The organism is Fibrobacter sp. UWB4, from assembly GCF_002210345.1.
Taxonomy (GTDB): Bacteria; Fibrobacterota; Fibrobacteria; order Fibrobacterales; family Fibrobacteraceae; genus Fibrobacter.
In genome coordinates, this window is sequence record NZ_MWQI01000001.1 from 100,113 (window position 1) to 118,889 (window position 18,777).

The 18,777-nt window shown below is 44.0% G+C and carries 17 protein-coding genes; 6 read left to right on the forward strand and 11 right to left on the reverse strand.

Features of this window, described 5'->3' with window-relative positions:
- Positions 1–15: 15 nt before the first annotated feature.
- The 3 genes from B7990_RS00450 to B7990_RS00460 all read right to left on the reverse strand — a co-directional run bounded on the left by B7990_RS00450 (position 16) and on the right by B7990_RS00460 (position 4,988).
- Entirely contained in the window at positions 16–1,596 is a 1,581-nt protein-coding gene (locus B7990_RS00450; protein WP_217897530.1) for an AAA family ATPase, read from the reverse strand.
- 177 nt (positions 1,597–1,773) lie between these two features.
- Positions 1,774–2,016: a hypothetical protein gene (locus tag B7990_RS00455; protein WP_088639912.1), complete on the reverse strand. Its 243-nt coding sequence runs from the start codon at positions 2,014–2,016 to the stop codon at positions 1,774–1,776.
- A 407-nt stretch (positions 2,017–2,423) separates the two neighbouring features.
- Positions 2,424–4,988: a hypothetical protein gene (locus B7990_RS00460; RefSeq protein WP_176407155.1), complete on the reverse strand. Its 2,565-nt coding sequence runs from the start codon at positions 4,986–4,988 to the stop codon at positions 2,424–2,426.
- Positions 4,989–5,285: 297 nt separating this feature from the next.
- Here B7990_RS00460 and B7990_RS00465 point away from each other — a divergent pair, with 297 nt between their 5' ends.
- On the forward strand, positions 5,286–5,774 hold the full coding sequence (locus B7990_RS00465; RefSeq protein WP_088639121.1) for a hypothetical protein: 489 nt from the start codon (positions 5,286–5,288) through the stop codon (positions 5,772–5,774).
- Between the two features lie 3 nt (positions 5,775–5,777).
- The gene (locus B7990_RS00470) at positions 5,778–6,449 is read left to right on the forward strand and encodes a hypothetical protein (RefSeq protein ID WP_141099188.1); all 672 of its coding nucleotides are present in this window, start codon (positions 5,778–5,780) and stop codon (positions 6,447–6,449) included.
- Between the two features lie 6 nt (positions 6,450–6,455).
- On the opposite strand, the gene B7990_RS00475 is transcribed toward B7990_RS00470, so the two are convergent.
- Entirely contained in the window at positions 6,456–7,712 is a 1,257-nt protein-coding gene (locus B7990_RS00475; RefSeq protein ID WP_254917247.1) for a hypothetical protein, read from the reverse strand.
- On the opposite strand from B7990_RS00475, the gene B7990_RS15035 reads away from it, so the two are divergent.
- The 3 genes from B7990_RS15035 (at position 7,681) to B7990_RS00485 (ending at position 9,915) form a co-directional block, all read left to right on the forward strand.
- The gene (locus tag B7990_RS15035) at positions 7,681–8,208 is read left to right on the forward strand and encodes a hypothetical protein (protein WP_254917248.1); all 528 of its coding nucleotides are present in this window, start codon (positions 7,681–7,683) and stop codon (positions 8,206–8,208) included. The genes B7990_RS00475 and B7990_RS15035 overlap by 32 nt on opposite strands.
- Positions 8,209–8,293: 85 nt before the next feature.
- Complete coding sequence (locus tag B7990_RS00480; protein ID WP_176407158.1) at positions 8,294–9,325, forward strand: DUF4434 domain-containing protein; 1,032 nt, start codon at positions 8,294–8,296, stop codon at positions 9,323–9,325.
- Between the two features lie 32 nt (positions 9,326–9,357).
- On the forward strand, positions 9,358–9,915 hold the full coding sequence (locus B7990_RS00485; RefSeq protein WP_088639125.1) for a flavin reductase family protein: 558 nt from the start codon (positions 9,358–9,360) through the stop codon (positions 9,913–9,915).
- Here B7990_RS00485 and B7990_RS00490 read toward each other — a convergent pair.
- The 7 genes from B7990_RS00490 to B7990_RS00520 form a co-directional block, all read right to left on the reverse strand.
- Positions 9,912–10,361, reverse strand: coding sequence for a hypothetical protein (locus B7990_RS00490; protein WP_088639126.1), 450 nt, complete (start codon positions 10,359–10,361; stop codon positions 9,912–9,914). The two genes, B7990_RS00485 and B7990_RS00490, sit on opposite strands and share 4 nt — an antisense overlap.
- Positions 10,345–11,013, reverse strand: coding sequence for a DUF3990 domain-containing protein (locus B7990_RS00495; RefSeq protein ID WP_088639127.1), 669 nt, complete (start codon positions 11,011–11,013; stop codon positions 10,345–10,347). Before B7990_RS00495 ends, B7990_RS00490 begins: the two co-directional genes overlap by 17 nt.
- Positions 11,014–11,109: 96 nt before the next feature.
- Positions 11,110–11,877, reverse strand: coding sequence for a hypothetical protein (locus B7990_RS00500; protein WP_088639128.1), 768 nt, complete (start codon positions 11,875–11,877; stop codon positions 11,110–11,112).
- A gap of 10 nt (positions 11,878–11,887) precedes the next feature.
- Complete coding sequence (locus B7990_RS00505) at positions 11,888–13,393, reverse strand: hypothetical protein (RefSeq protein WP_088639129.1); 1,506 nt, start codon at positions 13,391–13,393, stop codon at positions 11,888–11,890.
- 446 nt (positions 13,394–13,839) lie between these two features.
- A complete protein-coding gene (locus B7990_RS00510) occupies positions 13,840–14,481 on the reverse strand; it encodes an HAD family phosphatase (protein ID WP_088639130.1) in 642 nt (213 codons plus the stop codon).
- Positions 14,482–14,514: 33 nt separating this feature from the next.
- On the reverse strand, positions 14,515–15,171 hold the full coding sequence (locus B7990_RS00515) for a DUF975 family protein (RefSeq protein WP_088639131.1): 657 nt from the start codon (positions 15,169–15,171) through the stop codon (positions 14,515–14,517).
- A 28-nt stretch (positions 15,172–15,199) separates the two neighbouring features.
- The gene (locus tag B7990_RS00520; RefSeq protein WP_088639132.1) at positions 15,200–15,958 is read right to left on the reverse strand and encodes an EI24 domain-containing protein; all 759 of its coding nucleotides are present in this window, start codon (positions 15,956–15,958) and stop codon (positions 15,200–15,202) included.
- 380 nt (positions 15,959–16,338) lie between these two features.
- Here B7990_RS00520 and B7990_RS00525 point away from each other — a divergent pair, with 380 nt between their 5' ends.
- Positions 16,339–18,732 (forward strand): Tex family protein, encoded by a 2,394-nt coding sequence (locus B7990_RS00525; RefSeq protein WP_088639133.1) that lies wholly within the window; start codon positions 16,339–16,341, stop codon positions 18,730–18,732.
- Positions 18,733–18,777 lie beyond the last annotated feature (45 nt).

The following is an 18,777-nucleotide window of genomic DNA, read 5'->3' on the forward strand; positions in this document are numbered from 1 at the left end:
AGGCTTATGAATGTTTTATGCGAAAATATTGTGTCTTTCTTGAATGAGCTTGGGTGTCTTTTCGTCAGCGTCTATCTCTTCGGTATTCGCTTCTGAAGCGAGCTTTGCGCGTGCCTTTGCCCATTGACGTAGTTTGATGATTGATTCTTGCATGGTTTTAGATAGAGGCCATGTTTCTTGGATTGCTTTTAAGATGTCGTTTTGTTCAGGTTCTCTTCCGTCATTATATGCCGTAAATAGAGCCTCATTAACGGCTTCTTCAATTTCTGCGCCTGAAAAACCTTTCGCTTTTTGGGCTAGTTCTGCTAAGTCAAAATTGTTTGGATCGCGGCGTTTATTTCTGATATGTATTTCAAAAATCGTTTTTCTCTCTTTTTCTGTTGGAAGATCAACAAAGAAGATTTCGTCAAAGCGTCCTTTTCGAAGCAGTTCAGCGGGAATTTTTTCAATGTTATTGGCGGTTGCTATAACGAAAACTTCATTCTTCTTTTCTTGCATCCAAGTGAGCAAAGTTCCAAAAACTCGGGAGCTAGTACCACTATCGCCATTGCTTCCAATGCCACTTAAACCTTTTTCTATTTCATCTATCCAAAGGATTGACGGTGCAATCGTTTCCGCGAGAGAAAGAGCCTTGCGGATGTTAGATTCGCTTTCGCCGACAACACCGGCAAAGACCTTCCCGAGATCAAACTTGAGTAATGGAAAATTCCATTCGTTGGCAATTGTTTTTGCTGTTAGGCTTTTACCGCAACCGGGAATACCTAGCAGAAGAACGCCTTTAGGCGTTGGCAATCCGTAATCTTTGGCGTCTTTGCTAAATGCGTTTCCACGATTTTGAAGCCATGTTTTTAACTTTTCAAGACCTCCAATGCTGTCTAGGCTAGAGTCTGGATGGAAGTATTCAAGAATGCCGCTTTTCTTTATGATGGCTTCTTTAGCAGCGACAATTTGATTAATTTCTGTTTTAAGGATTCTGCCTTTACTTGCAATGATTTTTCTATATGTCCATTCTGCTTCTGAACTACTGAGGCCGAGACTTGCATTTATTATTTCGTCATAGTCGGATGACATGCTGCGAGGCTTGTTGTCATAGGGGAGATCTTCTGTTATGGAGTCAAAGATCTTTCTTAGAACATCTTTATTGGGGAGTGGTAACTCTAGAATGGGAACCTCTTTTTCGAGGTCCTTTGTTGTTGAATAAGAAAGGGTCTGGATAATGAGGGTTTTGTGTGTATCTGGATTGACTCTGATACATTCGCGAATGCGGCGCAAGATTAGTGCATCTTCAAGATTGGGGTGGAAATCTTCAAGCAAAAGAATCAAATTTGTTTGCTCTGAATTTTTAAACCAATCAAGTATTTCTGCTGGATCCACTTCATTGTCTGGCTCACTAAACCTACCTGAAGCTGAATCCCATTCTTTTTTTCCTTGGGTGGAACTCCAAACAGCAAATGTCTTATTTTCGTCTTTTGCAGTTTTTATGCAAATAGCCTGTAAACGCTCCCATTCGAATGTGCAAACTTGGATGACCGGCGTGTTTGCCTTTATGTTTATTTTGAATTCCTCATTAAAATCCATAAAATTTTCCTTCTTCATAACCTGTGGGAAACGTGAATCTTTTTTTACATATATATAATTTTTTTTAACGAAATGATGCTTTTGATCAATCTTTCTACGATATGTAGATGCGTTTAGTGTTTGTTAAGAATAATGTTAAAAGAAAAAAGGCAAGCATAGCCTAAAAGATGTTTTATAAGGCTATGCTTGGGGCTTTTAAACGTAAATCACTCCTGTTTGAATGAGAAACGCGCGAATGTAGCGGTTGTATTCTCTCCGCATCATCGCGTATGCGTAATTGTCACTTGGTGTACTTGATATGACTAAAGTCTTGAAACCTCCTTTGGCAATGTGCTTGAGTGATGGATGATTTTTTCCCTGTTCGTAGACCCAGCGCTTCGTGCTGATGAGTCTGTTACAGAAATCGTTGATACGTTTGTCTTTGGAAATGTGTTCCATAAAAACCTCTTTTTTAATGTCGCGATTGCGATGATTTAACTTTGCCGTGTGGGAGTTTCCCGCTGACATTTACAGATGTAGAAACCCCATACGGGACAAAAGGGGACAAAAGTGGATTGCCCGTTTTGGGTAAAAACGGAATTTTAGGCTTTTGAAGCAGCGGCTTATGGTTGCTGGCAAAACCCCCGAAAACCTCCTATTAGTTCAATAGGAGTCTGCTAAAATTATCAATGGATAGCTGTCATAGAAACCTCCCTCTCAACGTCCAGCAAATCGTTAAGAGCGCAATTGATTTCTACTGGATTTGGGTATCAGTACTATGACGATTACAATATATGATAATTTCAATAGCAAGAGAGAACTCTAGCAAGTTCAGGTGCTTGCTAGAGTTGACTATGTGAATAGTGTTATTTATACAATGCGGTCAATTCAACTGCGATTTTTATCAAATATACGGCCATTTCATATTTGTATGCGTTCCAAAAATCAGTGGAGTATTCTGCATGGCATTCTTCGACTATTTTGCTGTTTTCTGTAGTGTATTCCGGATGCCACTTCATGAGATCGGAGTTACAATATAGAATGTTCAAGCAATCCTTTAATTTATCCTTTTGTATAGAACTAGATGCCCAAAATTTTTTTCCGAGTTCCTTAAGTTCTTTTCTATTGAGCGTTAGCTCCCCTTCATCATCAAATACGGGGTGTTGGTTGTAACTATTATTTAATACAAACGTTTCCATTTCTTCCAGGCTTTCAGCGAGTAAAATTTTGTAGTATGGATATGGTGCTATTTTCTCAAAACGTTTTCCTCTCAATGCAAACCATTGCAGGTTTAATTCGTTATGTGTGAGATCGTATAGGGCTGCGAGTAAATCAGGGAAATTACGTGGGTCAAATAGATCTTCAACTTTTGAAAAAGCTGCATAATGTGTAGTCATATTTCTGTCAAAGTAGGCGTATTTTGCTTGAATGAGACTGCGATATTGGTTACGAAAAAATATGTTATCGCTACACAGTGTATTAACATCGGAGTCTATGAATATTTTTACAGTGAGTTCTCTGCTAAGGACGAGATTCTGAAAGGCTGGAATTTTTTGCATAAAGGATGAAACCTTGAAGCCGGAATCAATCTCGTGCAGTTTCTTTTGACGTTTTGAAATTTTGCTTTCTCCGGATAGTTCCTCTGTTTTTTCATCTTCTTTTAATTTTGTGTGTTCGGGAATACGGAGATGCTCGCTCTGTAATTCCTTTATATAGCTAATTTCGTTTACTAGCCATCGAGAATCCTGTCTTAGAAATTTTGAAAGGTTATAAACGAGCAATACCATTGATTTTGTTGTTTTATCGTTTTGCACAAAATCTTTTAGCATCTTTGTTAATTCAGTGTTTAGATTTATATTCTGTCCTAGGTGATTGTACATATTGAGAAGGGCTTTGCTATTATGCCATGTTCCTTCTTTGATCGTTTTCATGAATGGGACTAGTGCGTGCTTCTTTTCATCATATTCTGTTTCAAATTTAGACGAAAGGTCAAACAGAATGAAAAAGAGAATCATTTGAAGTACTTCAAGAGAATTTTGTTCATAATGACGTTCTTTTACGGGTATAATACCATTCTCCATGCAATATGCATCGTTGGAATCGATAGTTTTTTCTTCTTCTAAAAATACTTCGTTGAAATCATATTCGTTCATGAAGTGAATCATCCAATATAAACAGAAAACGAGACCTGGTTTGCTTTTTAGATTGCTTAGATTTTGGCGGATGACGTTCTTGAAAAATTTTACAAAGTATGTTGAATCTGTACTGGTGGGTGGTGCAAATAAGTATCCGAAGCACCTTTGTACGATAAAGGCTTCGTCAAGGGAAATGAGATTGAAAAATCCCATTAGTTGAATCCATGAGTTAAGTTCATCATTTTTTCTGATGTTGGTATAAAAATCTCCTTCATAATTCATGTGGCAACTGCTGTGAAAAAAATGACCACTTACACCGCCCCAAGTATCAAGATCGGTTCTCCCTGGCTGTTCTTTACGGAGAAACCAGTAAAAATAATCAGTCAGATAGTTGTTGACATTGGAGAATAGTTCTTCTTTGTTGTCTATGAATGCAGCGAATGAGGCCAGGGTGACGATTGCGTCGTATTCTTCTTTGATGGACTCATGCACTGTTGGTCGCAGTAATCCCAAATCACGTTGTTTTAACAATAAATACAATGCATAGGCAAAGTGCTTATCTTCGCATTCACCTGTCCCAATAAAATCCTTGAGAGCCTTTAGATGACCATCGAGCCAAGCTGTTTTTTCAAATGGCGTTTCTTTGGCGAATTCTGGATCGCATTTTTTTTGGTCATAATCTACATCTGGATCAAATTTTTTAACGGCGGCTTTGGCTTGCGCAATCCATTCGTTATGACGCTGTTCGCGTTTCTTACATTCTTCTTTGTCAAAAAGTTGTTTGTAGTATTCCTGATATGCCTCTTCTTCGGTCAGCTTTTTCTTCGGGTCTTTTTTCTGCTCCTCCAAAGGCGCTTGGGCATATTGCCAATAAATCCAGTCGTCGCTAAATGGAACGTTGTTTTTTTTCAATATTTTAAAGAGTTTGCATAGCGTTGTCTTGAGCCAGTTTCTTTCTTCCGACAAGTTGTTTAACTGAAGTTCTGTATATATGTGGCACAGAAAGAAATAGGCTGAATAATCCCAGAATACATTTACTGCGTCGCCGACTGTTTTTATGTTGATTTTCGTAGCTTTCAGAATTTGAACAGTTTCTTTTACGTATTCGTCAAGTTTATCAATGTTTCCGCAAGGTCCCCAAATGACCTTGTCTTCCATTGCTGTTGAATATGAATTTGTCATTTTCCAAATGATTTCGGAGATGTCGTACATGATTTTCCCTTTATATTCATCGTTTAACCATAGACTTACACTCGTAAATCTATCCTTTTTGTGTGGGGAGCGTTGAATAAACACAAATAACTACATCACAAATGTGATATAGCTCCGTTAAGGTTTTGCTTGAAATTTTGTCCATTCTGAACTCCTTGTCAAAAAAAATTACGCATACACGACTTAGAGTTTCAAAGAATGTACCATGAATATACAAACAAAAAGCTAAAGTGTCAAGTAATCTTTCTAAATAAGCCTTTTTTCTGTTTCCTGATCAAAAATACGGCATAAAGCGTGACGGATTTGATTCCGTTCTTAAAAAATGCCAAAAATGAGGCTTGTATTTTTTTATATTGCACCTCCGTCTAACGAAAGGAATACATGACCGACAAAGTTCTGCAATGGCGAAATCTGCGAAACGAACTTGACGATTTGCTTAAAGCTCGTAACATGAAGTACGCCGAAGCGGTCAAGGAATACTATAGAGAAAATCCTAAAGACGCTAGCGAAAAGAAGTCCTCTAGCAAAAAGTTCAGCGTAAAAAGCGATTACGATGAATTTTCTTATGACAATTGCGTCGAGAAAAAATATTGGAAGAAGCGACCGAAAAATGAAACGGCGTCCGAGCTTTTGAAAGACCGACCGGCCCCTAATAGGCTTGAGCCCGCAATAGCTTTCCTTGAAAAATTGAAGCTGTTTTTAGCGGCGAAAGATTGCCAAAAACCGGAACAGTGGATTTCTGAAAAGTTTGGTCAGGATTTTTTGAACAGCTTCAGAAAAGAAGTAATTGAACCCATTAAACAAGAAAAGGAGAATCAGCTCTTTTCCGGGATAAAAGATAAAAACGGAAAGGATGAATTTGATTTTTAGATTATGAAAAAATTATTGTTAATTTGTTTTATCTTGGTTGTAGCCTTGCTCACCTCTTGCGACTATCAAAAGAGAGAATGCGTTGTTAGTGCCTCTCGATGCCTGACGGAAGAAGCGTATCGAGATTCGCTTTACAAGGGCTGGAAAGCTCCGGTTAACAAGGATTCCTTGGTGGATTCTCTTTTTGCGATATTGCGCGAACAGCGTCAAATGTTGCTTGACATGAATGTTGTGCCGAAAACTGAATTGTCGGACCCTGCGAAAAAGCCGGTTGTCGAAATTCAGCCTGTCGTTGAAAAGCCTAATGTCGCTCCGATTATTGAAAATATAGAGGAACCCGTGGGTGAGGAAAACGCCAATAGCGTTTCAAATGTGTCTGCCGAAAATGCTGGAAGTCAGCCTGAAGAGCGTAAGTGGGGTAAGCTTGTGACTGGAGCCGGAGCTGCTATAGTCGGAGCCGCTGTTGGTGCTGCTGTTGTGGATAAATTGCACTGCAATGAACGCTTGGACATAACGGTTGAGTACAAGTTGATGGTGGCTTGCCTTAATAGCTGTGGTTATGATGAAGAAACTCTTGAAAAATGCGGTGCTGGCATAATGCAGTGGCTTTGCAAGGAAAAAGAAAAAGCCGAAACGATTATGAATCGTGTTCGGACTTCTTGCTCAATTAGATAAAGTTATTTATTCCACGTATTTCTTGATGAGTCTAATCATCAGTTCGGCTAGGCTTTCCACTTGGTAATTGCCAACGGTTGCCTTGATGTGTGAATTGCCGATGCCGCTGTCGTCGGTGAGGAATACGTATGTACCGCCTGTCGCCAAGTCGAAGAATCTCAACATAAATTCAGTTTCTTTGTCTACACCGCTTGCCGCTACAGGGATAAGCTTGATGCCTTTTTTGGCGAAGAGGCGGATCGAATTCTGGAGACTTTTGATGATGTCTTCTTCGTAGTGGGCGGGGGCATCAAGGATAAGGAATGCGATGCGTGCGCGGGCGGCTTCGTCCCAAGAGAGATTTTCCAGCGAAGCTTCAAGCGCTGTGTGGACGGCTTCGGGGTAGTCTCCGCCTCCGCTTGCTCTTTGGTTTGAAACGAATTCCTGAGTCTTTGCAACGTCATTGGTGAAGTCGTCGTGGCGCGTGAGGTAGGAATCGCCTACGTCGCGGTAGAAGAGAGCCGCTGTGCGCAAATCAACATTGCTTTCCGAACTTGCGTGGTCGATAATGTAATTGAGGTCGGATTTGAGGAATCGGATTTCGTCGCTCATTGAACCTGTGGCGTCTACGATGAAAGCGATGTCAGCCGTCATCTTGGCGTGTTTGGTATCTTTGTCTACAACGGTATTGATGTTGAGTTTGCGATCTCCTCTGGAAGATGTCTTGAGTTGTCCATTGACTACAACTCCGTCAACAATTAACCAGAAGTCTCTTTTTTGATATTGGTGCTTGTTGAATAAATTAATCCAGCAATAAGCGTAACCTGCATTATCTGTTTTGGTCGTGAATTCTACTTGCCTGCCGTTGAGGAGTGTCACAGGAATGTTCGCGATGCCAACGTCATTTCCGTCCACGACTTTTACCGCCACAAGTTGCTGGGGGTAGAATTTCCAGTAGCTCATCTTTTCATTGTAATCATTGTCGTTGATGATGTTGGTCCAGAATTTCCAATGCTCCAGATCGTTCCATTCGCCTGCAGTGAGGAGTCCTGATACTTGTTCATCCGAACGCCTTGCTCTTCTTTTTCGCCTTGAAACGGGTTCGTCATCGTCCCAAGAACTGCTTTCGTCGCTATCGGAAGCGAGGTATACAGTTTTTGATGAAGCTGGGCGCTCAGAACTTCTTCTAGGAGACGCTTTGGCTACGACTGTTGATTTCTTGGCGTACGTTTTTGAAGCGCCGGTGGCGAGCATGGAAGAAGAACCTCCGAGCAGTCCTGCCAAACCGTCGCTAACTCCTGCTGAACCTGCGGCACCTTCGGAAAATCCCGCAGAAGATTTTCCGCGCCTTCCTCCGAGAACTGTTTTCCCAGTTGTATGTAGGCCACTTACGCTCTTCATGACTTTGTCAATGTCCTTTGTGAATTTGACATCCGCCGTTGAAAAAGAAGGTGACGGCCTTGACGATGCTGCCAAATATTTTACCGCTCCTCTATTGTCTGGTGCTTTGGGCGATCCTTTGTGTTTGTATTCGGGTGTTGTAGATGGAGAAACGGTCATTACCGTTTCGATTCGTGCTTCGTCGTCTCCTGTTGTTTTGGTGGTTTCTTTGTTTGTATTATCGCTGCAATTGATAAACATAAAAGCGCATGCGATTACGGTTGATAAAAAGAATTTATTTTTCATGATGTACTCCTTTTTTTTTATTAAACTAGCACATTCCATGTGGCTAAAACCAACGAACAAAAGCCTAATATGGATAAATGTTTTTTACGAATAAAAGGAAACGATGTTATATTTCAAGTATGTCTAGGTTGTGTCATATTTTGCACTATACTTCTGTCACATTTTTGTGCTGTATTTCTTTGTTTACAAATAAAGGCGTTTGTGCGGCGGAACTTAATGGTGTATTTGATGCGGGGTGGACAACGGCGTACCAGTCGCAGGATTCCTTGACTCGCATGCATCAGCGTTTGCAATCACTCGGAATGGAATATATCGTGTTGCAATACGCTGCTGTTGAAGCGACGCATTTGTATTACCCATCGCAACTTGATTTTTTGCAGAATACGCAGTACAAGAACAATCAGCTTTTCCCGAAGAGTATTGAGGCTGCGAAAATTGCGGGAACAAAAATTTGGCTCGGTCTTTATTACGATGGTGATGGTTGGTTTACTCCACCGACGATTACACAACTTGATACTTTGTCTGCGAGAAATGTTCGCGTTTTAAATGAACTTTATGATTTCTATGGCCGCGAAAAAGTGATTGAGGGCGTGTATATCCCGCAAGAAATTGCGCGTTATTATTGGGATGGACTCCGCGAAGATGCGACTACAGAATCGCTGGTGCTGCATTTTCTGAAGCCGCTTGTAGATGCGGCGAAGGCGGTTGGCTGGAAGGTCTTGGCAGCTCCGTTCTACAACCAGAATTTGGAATCTCCCGAAAAATTGCAATCGTTTTTCGAAAGTCTTTTTGCTGTGGGATTCAAGCCCGATGTGATTGCCGTTCAGGATGGCATCGGTGCTAACGATACGGGAAAGATCCATGCCGATATAGCAACGGTCGAAAATTACGAACGTGCGGTGGCCCAAGCTTGCGCAAAATACGGAATTGAATTCTGGGTCGATGCGGAATTGTTCCGCACGGATGATTCTAAAGCACTTGCGGATAGTGCGCGAATTTCGGCGCAACTGGATACAGCACGTGCTTCGGGTGCTGTGAATGTCATCGGTTATGATTTGGCTGTTCTTGGGAACGCTGGGCTAGATTCGTTAGAAAAGTGGAAATCGCAGACTGTCGGGCTTAAAAAGTCGCGCAATCCCAACAAGAATCCGCAAAAACTATTGAAGTTTTACAAGCTGAACGGAGCGCGAGTCTATCTTGATCGTCGTTAAAATTTTATAATTCAAGAAAAAAAGGAGCGTCTATGCGCAAAAATCTCGGAGTAAAAACTTATCTGTATCCGCAGCCGACTTTGGTCATCGCCACCTATAACGAGGATGGCTCGGCAAACGCAATGGTGGCTGCTTGGGGCTCTATCAGCGACAACAACCAGGTTGCAATTTACGTGGCGAAAACCCACAAGACCATCCCGAACATTCTTGCTCGCAAATCTTTTACCGTGAGCATGGCGACTGCTGATCACATCAAGGCTATCGACTATTTGGGCATTACCAGTGGTAATCGCGTGGCGGATAAGTTTGCAAAGGCTGGTTTTACATCTGTCAAGAGTGAAAATGTCGATGCCCCGCTCGTTGCTGAATTGCCGCTTGCGCTTGAATGCAAGCTCGTGAGCTACGACGAAGAATCGGAACTCCTGCTCGGTGAAATCGTGAATGTCACTGCCGACGAATCCGTGCTCGATCAAGACGGAAAACTCTCTGTCGAAAAGCTTGCCCCGGTTTGCTACGATTCCGCAGGTCACGGCTACTATGTGATGGAACGCCGTGTCGGCAACGCCTTCAGCGACGGTAAAAGCATTTAGGAGTTGCTTGCGTTAAAGCCTGCTTCTATCAAGTTTACCATCTTGGTGATGTCTGCTTCATGCATCAGATGGTAATTAGATAGAATCCGTTCAAGTGGATATTGGGCAAGAATCGCGGAAAACGACTTGCCCGTTTTCCATTGGCAATAGGCGAGGACTGTTCCGCTCCAGTATTCTGCTTCGGGGTAGAACGGTTCGCTAATGGCTTGCTTAATTATATCGTCTGTTAAAATTTTCGGGAACGCTATAAGTGCTAGCTCATATCCTGATTTGCCGCACAAAAAATCAGGATTTCCCATTTCGATTTGTTTGGATACTTCAGATGCAAGAAATGTATTTTGAACATCCTGCGGCAATAAATTTAGATTGCGGAGCGATATCTGAAAAAAGAATCCCAAATTTTTTTGGACTGATTCCAGATATATTTCATCATAGGGATAAGCCATTCAAAAGCTCCGGGTTTCGTACTAGGTCGATCAAATAAATAGATTCGCTCGGTTTTAGATTGCGCAAGCTTTCGCGATAAGCTTTACGTGCGGTTGTATCGCGCTCTTTATATTGCATGTAGTATTTTTCTTTCTCTGCTTTTTCTGCTTTGATGAATTTCAATCGTGAAAAAGCTTTTGGTGATTTCAAGACAATCTGTAATCCGAGACTCCCTAATTTCATTGAACTAGCGAGGCTTTGTATCGGGATAATGTTCTCTAGAAAATCGCTGGCAAAAGAGAAATAAGAATCATTGGCTCTATAGCCGTAAATGACATCGTATGATTGGTAATCTAATTTGAAATGTTCTGTCAAAAATTGCAGATTTTGATGCCCGATAGGTGACTTTGGTGCAAAGATTCGGTTCGGCATCAGAATGGTTAGCCAATGCAATAAGCTGAAATTATCTTGTGATAGATCTAAAATATTAAGGTCTTGACTGTCGAGTTCGTATTGGTTGGCAAATCCGTCTGTATTTTTTTGACAAGCCCATTCTTTTGCCAAATCAATAGATTCCGTGCAATAAAATCCCAGCCCGTAATCATTACGGGGGTTCCCCGCACCGAAAGTGGGGGCTGAAATTTGCTTATCGGAACCATGGAATAGAATCATGAAATAGAAGATACATTTTTTGTGTGAACAGAAGGATGGATGGTGCAAAAAAGGTGGCTTGCTGGCCACCTTATTCCTTGATAATGATTGAACTCATTAGTACAAGTACCATTCCCATTTGAGGGTGCATTGCTTGTTTTCTTCATCAGTTTGATACCAAACTTCGTAATCTTTAATATATCCGATGCTATGTACTCCGTAGCCATAGCCTGAAGAATAATCATCGTTTATTAAGAGGTCGGCGTCAGTAATTTTGGGGTAGATGTAGATTGAGTCGGTGTATATGGGAACTGTTGTTGTGAAATCAATGCGTCCTTCCCATTCTCCTGTGTCCTGCTTTTCTAGCAGATTCTTTGTCATTACAGAATCTCTAGTACCGTCATTTTTTCGAAATTGAATCTTGAAAGAAATGCGAGGGTCTGCGTCTGCATAGTTTTTCATGCTTAGTGTATTGTCCCAATCTGGCGTTTCTTGCTTGAAATAAGTCAGCGTGAGCTTGATATTTTTGCTTTTGGTAAGGTATGTTTTTTGTGTATTAGAGGATGTCTTTGATGAGCTAGAGTAATAGTAGTTTATGGTGCTGGATGAAGAATATTTCTTCGAAGAACTTGAATATTTGTAGCTAGATGAACTCTTTGCGGAAGAAGAACTTTTTGCTGTGTTGCACTGATAGCCGTAATTGGAGCAGCACCAAGATGCGGAATTGTAGCTTGTACCGTAATAGCAATCGTCTTTCTCTCGTTGCTCATTTTCTTGCTGTTCTTTTTCGCTGATGTTTTCCATCACAGAAGATGTGGGGCTTTCTTCGGCACATGCAATGAAAATTAAAGATGCAAAAAGAATTGAATTAAGTTTTATGAACATATAGAATCCTTTAGAACATTGCTTCGAATTTTAGACGCCAACTGCTGCCGTAATCGTATGTTTTGTGGAAGCCTCCATCGTAAATACTGAAACTTCCTATATACCATTGGAATTCGAATGCAAAGTGACGGCTTAATTCTAGGCCGACGCCCAATAGGGGGACAAATTCCCATTCGTCGATAGCGGCGGCCCCATCTCCAGATTCTTCTATCCAGCTATAATAACGTCCGACTTCAAGATCAATCCAGTGATAAATAGGTTTACGAATGTGGAAACTTGTGCTGATAAATGGTGAAATTGGTAATGGGCCTAAAGGAATGCCGAAACGGAATCCCAGAGGAATTTCGGCCATTATTGTGCTGTATTGTATATAAAAAGATTCTTGCTCATACTCTGCTATGTGATATATTGCGTTTAGGCCGATGTTGAATGAAACAACTTCATTGAAATAGCTTCTAAAAAGGAATCCTGCGTTTATTCCGAAATCATAGTTTTGTGGTGCACTATAAAAATAAATGTCATTGAAACTTCGACTTTCCGGGAATTCAAAAGCGAGTGCTAATCCAAAGAAAGAGCTTCTGCTTTTGTTTGGTTCTGTATTCTGGCTTGAACTACTTTGATTGGCTTCGTAATAATTAATCCAAATGTTATTCTTTTGTACAGAGGGCGTTGTAGCATCTTCCTGTGGCTTGACTGGTTTTTCTTCGATTGTTTTTTCTTCAACAGGCTTTTCTTTGACGATAGCTGCTTCGATAGGTTCAGGCTTTTTTTCGACAATTTCTTTTGCTCTTTGAATATCTAGCGCTGTCATTTCGCTATTGGCGAAAACGACGGTGAGTGTGCATGCGGAATCGTTACTGCAATGTTCTTGAATTTGCTTGGCAAGTACGCTTGAGTTTTCAATGCGTTGCAGTTTGCGATCAAATTCGGCGACGCTATCGGCTTTGGCTTGTTCTTCGAGCTGCTTTTTGTTGATGGCGTAATCGATACATTTGCAGGATTGCTCAATTTTTTTACAGAATTTGTCTTTAAATTTAGGTTGCTTTGCTTTCAGCATTTTGTCAGTGACAGGGCAATCTCCGCAAAAACCGGAGCATTCTTCTGTCATTGGCGGCAAAGGCTCGATGCGGGACATTTCAGGCTGGGTGCTGCTGAACTTGGTCTCGTAAAGTGATTGCATGGTCTTGTTAGAAACGGGCGATGAGCCCAGCTTGATTTCTTTGAATTGTCCGTTTTCAAAAGCGATGTTGCGAGCGCAGACTTTTTCATCGCATGTTTGTAGCAATTCGTTAGAAAGTCTGTTTATGCTTTCTGCAAATGCGGCTTCTTTGCTTGCTTGTGCTGCGCTGATGCTGTCGAGGAGTGCTGTGCAGTGGCAACGTTTATCGACTTTTTTGCAGGTCTGGTCTTTTTTGTTTTGGCAGGGGGTACAAAGTTCGATGCACATATTCTGTGCGAAAAGCGAAACCGTTAATAAAAGAACTAACGCGAAAATCGCTTGAATGTTGTTTCTCATTTTAACTCCTTGATGGCGAGGCGACATCGCTGAATTCAAGGAGCTTTTTAAAAGAAAAAAGGCGTGGAGTTGCCCATTGTTTGCTTACAGACTGAGGCTCGGCAAAGCCATTACGCATAAACAAACAACAACAACCCACGCCCCAAATGGGACGTGAGCAGCTTACTTCTATTCTCTGCGTTGTGAATTTTGCCGATTTACAGTCTAGAGAATAGTCGCAAAAGCTCGAAAATCCGGTCGCAGGTTGCCCCGCTATGTAATGTAAAAATAAAAAAATATTATGATATATTCAAGGTGTTTGCCCAAAAAGCCCCCAGTTGACAAGCTCGCTGTGCTTGATAATTTTTGCCGATTTCAGTCTGGCGACGCTTGCACTGGAGGCAGGGGCGTGGGGACTGTCGGTAACAGATTTAGATTATGCGAAAGGGACAATAGGGGACTTTTTATTATGGCTGAATTCCTAGCTTTTCCACCCAGTCTACGTCTGCCGTTACGGTAAGCGTCTGTAATCCGCAGGCGGCTGCGGCGGCAGTGTTGACGGGACTATCGTCAAGGAATATTGTTTCGGCGGGGGAGGCTCCGAGCTCGCGAATCGCGGTCTTGAATATTTCGCGATCGGGTTTTTGCAAATGGAGCTCCTGGCTCAAGAAAATCTTGTCGAAAAAGTCTTCGAGCTTGTTGCCGTTTGCGTTGAACCAATTTTGGCAACAGTATTCCCAATGTAATTCGTTTGTATTGCTCAAAAGCGAAACGCTTGCAACACCTTCCATTTTGCGCAAGCGACGGAGTGCTTGCAGTTTGCGGTCTGCGACTCCCAGGCAAATGGAATTCCATGCTTCTTCGATATCGCGTGGCGTTGTCGGGGTCGCGGCGCACTTGTCTACATTGCGGCATTTTTCAGCGACTTGCTGGCAGAACTCTGCGGTCGTCACGTATCCGAGCTGGTAATCATCCATCAGCTTGTAAACAGAACCGCCCGGCTCAAGTTCGGCGGGCGGCAAACCGAGTGCGACAAATCGTTCGTAAGCGTTTTTCATGCGGATGTCCAAAAGGACTCCGCCTAAATCAAAAATGTAGTTCTTGAGCATGTCGCAAAAATAGAAAACAATACTTGTTTTCTGTTATGCGATTGTTGCGACTTCCGGAACGTCTTCTTTCTTTGCCTTCAGCTGTAAATAGAATTCGCTGAACGCTGCTGTTACGTATGGGCCAACCCATAAGAATGCGATTCCGCAAGTGATGATTCCCAGGAGAACCCAGGGGATGAATCTCAGGTAGAGTACGAACAGTTCCATACGGTGGCCGTACATCATTTCGCTACTCTTGCGCAAGAGCTGGCGGCTTGAATATTCAGGATGGTCTAAAAGGATGAAGTAAACCATGGAGTAAGAAAAAGCCTTCATGATGCCAGGGATGATCAAAAGCAAGGACCATAGGAAAACGAATAAGCACATCAAAAGCTGGGTGCAAACGAGGTTGAAATAAAAACCCCATCCGTTTGTAAAACCGACAACCAATCGCTTTAATGAAAGTTCCTTGTTACGTGTAAGGTCCAGGAAGTAGGCATAAATGCCAATGTCTAGACCGAGAGCGAACGGGGCCTCTAAAATTTTCCAGATGCATTCGCCCATGGAATCTTCTTCGAAGAAAGCCGAGGGAATGTCGATCACTATAGAAATGAGTATGAACACGAGGAGAGCGGCGATAGCCTTGCTCCATTTGCCGCCGAGTTTTTCCCATGCGGTCTGTTTGATTTTTGCGGTATCTAATGCGTCCATGTTTTCTCCTTTTTTGCATTAATATAGTTTATTTTTCCTTAAATTCCAGCTGCGATAGCGTGGCGGCGACGGTTGAAACGCCCCCAATGAAGGCGGCGATGAACGATCCGCAGATGAGGTAAAGCGGTAGCGAATAAACGGCCCCGTTTGCAAATGCCACAAACTTTAGTTTATGTGTTTCCTTGCGGCTGTTCTTTGGCGATAAACGCCAGCGCTCGTAAGTGTAGTCCATGAATCCATAGCCAAAGTAATACGCGTTGATGATGAAAATCAGGACAAGCGATGCGATGCTTCCTGCGACGGGGATAAAGTTCAGCAAAAGGCAAAGAGCGGTCAAGACGAGCTGCTTTGCCGTGTTGCGGATGGCGATGATAACTGCGCGCCAGATGTCCTTGAGTGTTTGCTTCATGTCAAACGGAAATTCTTTCCCGGTGAGGATAGTTTCGGTTTTTTCGGAAAGGAACGTGTAAATGGGCGACATGAGAATGTTGACAATCGTGCCGCCGATGAAAATGAATAGCGCAAAGAAAACGATGGGGAGGATGATCTTGATGGCGACCATGCCGGCGTGAATCCAGCCGTTCATGTTTTCGGTGCTGCGCTCGATGATGCCGTTGATCCAGTCGCCTACGCCAACGCCCGAGAAGATGAATGCGACCACGACGATGATGTTCAAGATGGCGGGGATAAACAAATACTTTGTGAGTTTGTTGGCTCGGATGAGACGGATTGCCTTGACGTAGGCGGTGAAGCCAGTTTTGAGTTGTTTTGCGCGAGGTATTGCCATTTGTAGTTTCGAGGTTTGATGAAATTTTTTTCGAGTCGGAGAGGGGCATCCTGCGAAGGAGGTTCCATACGGTTCCTTTTTAGGATTTACATGCTAAAAAACATTGCTTGGATCTAAAGTATGTAAAATTTCAAGGATAGAGTAGTCTGTTATAAGTTTTTTACGTGTTAAAAGGGGGTGTGTTTCAAGCCAAACCCCAAAGTGTCAAAAATATGACACTTTCTTTTGCTATATTCAACAGACCCCCAAGAGGGGTGCCTGGCTGCGGTTGCGGCCGGGCTTGTGTCACCGAGGGCCGTGCGAGCTGTGCTATCCAATCAAGGGTGTATGGCTCGGTGGACCCCAAATCCGGAAACGGAATCTACAAGTAGGAATCTCAAATGGATTTTTCTGCGATCATTGCTGAAGAACTGAATCTTGAAGTGTGGCGCGTATCCAAAGCGCTCGAACTTATGGACCAGGGGGGTACGATCCCCTTTATCGCCCGTTACCGCAAGGACCAGACGGGAACTTTGAACGAAATTGAACTCCGCGACATCAGCCACCGTCGCGATTACCTCCAGGAACTTGTGGACCGCAAGGAAACGATCCTCAAGAGCATCGAGGAACAGGGCAAGCTCACGCCGGAACTCAAGGCTCAGATCGAAGCTTGCAAGGACAAGACTCTTCTCGAAGATATTTACGCTCCGTTCAAGCCGAAGAAGCGTACTCGCGCAACGATTGCAAAGGAACTTGGTCTGGAACCGCTCGCCCGCCTGATGTGGGCTCAGGAAAATACCGGAAACACGGCAGAAGAAATTGCACGCATTTATTTGTCCGAAGAAAAGGGCCTTGCCGACCCGCGTGCAGCACTCAAGGGTGCAGCAGACATCCTCGCCGAAGAAGTTGCAGACAACGCAGAATTCCGCCAGTACCTCCGCAACAAGGTCGAAAAGACTGGCGTCATGGTTTCCAAGGTCAAGAAGGATTTCGAAAAGCAAGAAACCAAGTTCAAGGACTACTATGACTTTAGCGAACCGGTCTCTAAGATTCCGAGCCACCGCATGCTCGCTCTCCGCCGTGGCGAAAAGGAAAAGGTGCTTCGCCTTTCCATCGAAGTTCCGAACGAAGAAATGATCGGTTACCTCCAGAATCAGGTCATCAAGCACGACTCTGTCTGGAAGCCGTACCTCGAAGATATGTGCAAGGACGCTTGGGAACGCTTGCTCCAGCCGAGTATGGAAAGCGAAGTGCGCCTCCTCCTCAAGGACAGCGCTGAAGAAGAAGCTTTCAAGGTGTTCTCCAAGAACCTTCAGGACGTTTTGCTCGCTGCTCCGGCAGGCCACAAGGCTGTGCTCGCCCTCGACCCGGGTTTCCGTACGGGTTGCAAGGTCGCTGTGCTCGACAAGAACGGCAAGTTCATGGATCACGGCATCATCAAGCCGCATGAACCGTGGAACGACAAGGCCGGTGCCGCAGTTTATCTGATGAGCCTCATCGACAAGTATCAGATTGACCTCATCGCTATTGGTAACGGTACGGCAAGCCGCGAAACGGACGCTTTCTGTGGCGAAATGGCTCTCAAGTTCAAGGGCAAGGTTCCGCCGCGCGTTATCGTTTCTGAAGCGGGTGCATCTGTTTATAGCGCAAGCATGATTGCTATTGCCGAATTCCCGAAGGAAGACGTGACGACCCGTGGTGCTATTTCCATTGGCCGCCGCTTGCAGGACCCGCTGGCAGAACTTGTCAAGGTCGATCCGCAGTCCATTGGCGTGGGCCAGTACCAGCACGACGTGAACCAGCGCGAACTCAAGAAGCGTTTGGACGAAGTCGTGGAAAGCTGCGTGAACATGGTCGGTGTTGACGTGAACAGCGCTTCTGCTCCGCTCCTCTCTCACGTGGCAGGCCTTAGCAATACGCTCTCTGAAGCGATTGTGAAGTACCGCGAAGAAAACGGCGCTTATGCAAGCCGTGAAGATTTGAAGAAGGTTAAGGGCTTTGGCCCGAAGGCTTTCGAACAGGCCGCAGGCTTTATGCGTATCCCGGGTGCTGAAAACCCGCTCGACGATTCCGCCGTGCATCCTGAAAACTACGCCCTCGTCGAAAAGATGGCTGAAAAGGTCGGCGTTCCGGTCAAGGAAATGGTCGGTAATGCAGACGCTGTGAAGGGCATCAAGCTCGATGAATTCCTCTCCGATGAAGTCGGTCGCGCTACTTTGGAAGATATCCTCAAGGAACTCCAGAAGCCAAGCCGCGACCCGCGTAAGGAATTCCGTTATGCTAAGTTCGATGACCGCATCAAGACTATCAACGACCTTGTGACGGGCAGCTGGATGGAAGGCGTGGTCACGAACGTTGCTAACTTCGGTGCTTTCGTGGACATCGGCGTGCATCAGGACGGTCTCGTTCACATTTCTGAAATTAGCGACAAGTACGTGACGGACGCTAAGGATGTGCTTACTGTCGGTGACGTGGTGAAGGTTCGCGTGGTTGCAGTCGATGCTAACCAGAAGCGCATCAGCCTTTCCATGAAGCAGGAACAGACGGACGGTGTTGCCGGTGCTGGCGCTAATGGTCCTCGCGGTCAGCGCGTGGGTGGCCCGCGTGGTAACTTCGGTCATCGCGACGGTGGTGCTCGCCCGCAGGGTGGCATCCAGGGCCATGCAACGATTGCCGACCTCAAGAACAAGATTGCCGGTAAGGAACGCCCGGGCATGCAGCCGCAGAAGAAGCCGAATGCAGCCCAGCCCGCCAAGCTGAACGCCTTGCTGAAGTCCATGAAAAAAGGCTTCTAGCCGAGAGTCGCGGCTTTCACTGTCATGCCCGCCGCCGAGCGGGCA